This window comes from Bacillus cereus group sp. BcHK124 (genome assembly GCF_027712065.1).
Lineage (GTDB): Bacteria > Bacillota > Bacilli > Bacillales > Bacillaceae_G > Bacillus_A > Bacillus_A pacificus.
In genome coordinates, this window is the sequence record NZ_JAQFPJ010000052.1 from 1 (window position 1) to 1,752 (window position 1,752).

The following is a 1,752-nucleotide window of genomic DNA, read 5'->3' on the forward strand; positions in this document are numbered from 1 at the left end:
CATCAGCTGTAAATTTAGCCATAGAAAAACTGCACCTCCAATTGTTAGACTGTGTCTAACAATTGGGGTGCAGTTCAGTTTCTCGCTCTTTTTTTATTTGCCATAAACAATAAATAGTGAAATTTAAGCGATTCTAAATACAGTTAGACGAATGTTAGTGTTTCCTGTTGCAGGGATCGTAATCTCGTTAAGAGTAGATTGGACAGAAATGTTTGCTCCTGCAGCTAATGTTTCGATTGTAGTAAATGAAAGTGAGTCGCCTATTAAATTTGAAGAGAAGTTGTCAGTTGCAACTGCTCCATTTATTGAAATTCCTACTCCGAGTGGCGCACATCCTGGTGCAGTTGTAGAGATGGATACGCTAATTACATAAATACCACCGTTGATAACTGTAACTGTGTCTGTGCCATTAAAGATAATATTATTTACGTTAATTGCAGTACTGAAGATAAAGTTATTAAATTGTAGTACTGTTTGTTGAATGTTGTTTGTTACAACAATTGTTGCTATAGGGAAGCTAGGTCCAGTAGGCCCAGTAGGTCCTGTAACTCCTATACCAGTAGCGCCCGTTGGCCCTTGAACACCTTGAGGTCCAGTAGGTCCAGGAGGCCCACCAGAAGGTCCAGTAGGTCCGGTAACTCCTATACCAGTAGCGCCCGTTGGCCCTTGAATACCTTGAGGTCCAGTGGCACCAGTAGCGCCGGTAGCGCCGGTAGCGCCCGTGTTCCCTTGAGGCCCTTGAGGTCCAGTGGCCCCAGTAGCGCCCGCCGGCCCTTGAGCACCTTGAGGTCCAGTGGCACCAGTAGCCCCTGCTGGTCCTTGAGCACCCTGAGGTCCAGTAGCCCCAGTAGCCCCTGCTGGTCCTTGAATACCTTGAGGTCCAGTAGCACCAGTAGCGCCCGTGTTCCCTTGAGCACCTTGAGGTCCAGTGGCACCAGTAGCGCCCGCCGGTCCTTGAGCACCTTGAGGTCCAGTAGCGCCGGTAGCACCTGTGTTACCTTGAACACCTTGAGGTCCAGTGGCCCCAGTAGCCCCCGCCGGTCCTTGAGCACCTTGAGGTCCAGTAGCGCCGGTAGCGCCCGCTGGTCCTTGAGCACCTTGAGGTCCAGTAGCGCCGGTAGCGCCCGCTGGTCCTTGAGCACCTTGAGGTCCAGTGGCCCCAGTAGCGCCGGTAGCGCCCGCTGGTCCTTGAGCACCTTGAGGTCCAGTAGCGCCAGTAGCCCCTGTGTTACCTTGAGCACCTTGAGGTCCGGTAGCACCAGTAGCACCCGTGTTACCTTGAGCACCTTGAGGTCCGGTAGCGCCGGTAGCGCCCGCTGGTCCTTGAACACCTTGAGGTCCAGTAGCGCCGGTAGCCCCTGTGTTACCTTGAACACCTTGAGGTCCGGTAGCCCCAGTAGCACCCGTGTTACCTTGAGCACCCTGAGGTCCAGTAGCGCCAGTAGCACCCGTGTTACCTTGAACGCCTTGAGGTCCCGTAGCGCCAGTAGCCCCTGCTGGTCCTTGAGCACCTTGAGGTCCGGTAGCGCCAGTAGCCCCTGCTGGCCCTTGAGCACCTTGAGGTCCGGTAGCCCCAGTAGCGCCCGCTGGTCCTTGAGCACCTTGAGGTCCGGTAGCGCCAGTAGCACCCGTGTTACCTTGAGCACCCTGAGGTCCCGTAGCACCGGTAGCGCCCGTGTTACCTTGAACGCCTTGAGGTCCAGTGGCACCAGTAGCCCCTGTGTTACCTTGAACACCTTGAGGTCCAGTGGC

At 54.6% G+C, this 1,752-nt stretch carries 1 protein-coding gene; it reads right to left on the reverse strand.

The annotated features are described in order from the left end of the window. Positions 1-123: 123 nt before the first annotated feature. Positions 124-1,752: Gly-Xaa-Xaa repeat protein (locus tag PDK19_RS27155; RefSeq protein WP_270708204.1), on the reverse strand; the 1,629-nt coding region annotated here is incomplete at its 5' end.